The following is a 273-nucleotide window of genomic DNA, read 5'->3' as shown; positions in this document are numbered from 1 at the left end:
AGGTCTCGGAGGTTGGCCATGCGGGCCTCGATGTCGGCGGCCTCGGTGGGGTCGATGGGGGCTTGGTCGGTGTCGGGTTGGCGGGTGGTGCGGCAGGGGCGGCAGAGGCCGTCGGGGAGTGCTTCTGGTTGGCCGGGGCGGCCGCAGTCGGTGCATTCGATGAGGATGCGGCGGGCTGGTGCGGGGCCGGGGGTGCCGGGTGTGGTGCTGTCTGTGGTGGGGATCCGGGGTGGGATCTTGTCGGTGAGGCGTTTGCGGATGAAGCCGAGGGGG

The 273-nt window shown here is 71.8% G+C and carries 1 pseudogene; it reads right to left on the bottom strand.

Annotated elements, in window-relative coordinates:
• Nucleotides 1-273: pseudogene (locus tag IF17_RS0135940) on the bottom strand (MarR family transcriptional regulator); the annotation flags it as partial.

Origin of the sequence: Streptomyces cyaneofuscatus, assembly GCF_000718135.1 — a bacterium.
GTDB classification, from domain to species: domain Bacteria; phylum Actinomycetota; class Actinomycetes; order Streptomycetales; family Streptomycetaceae; genus Streptomyces; species Streptomyces cyaneofuscatus.
This window is presented reverse-complemented; position numbering and strand designations above follow the sequence as displayed.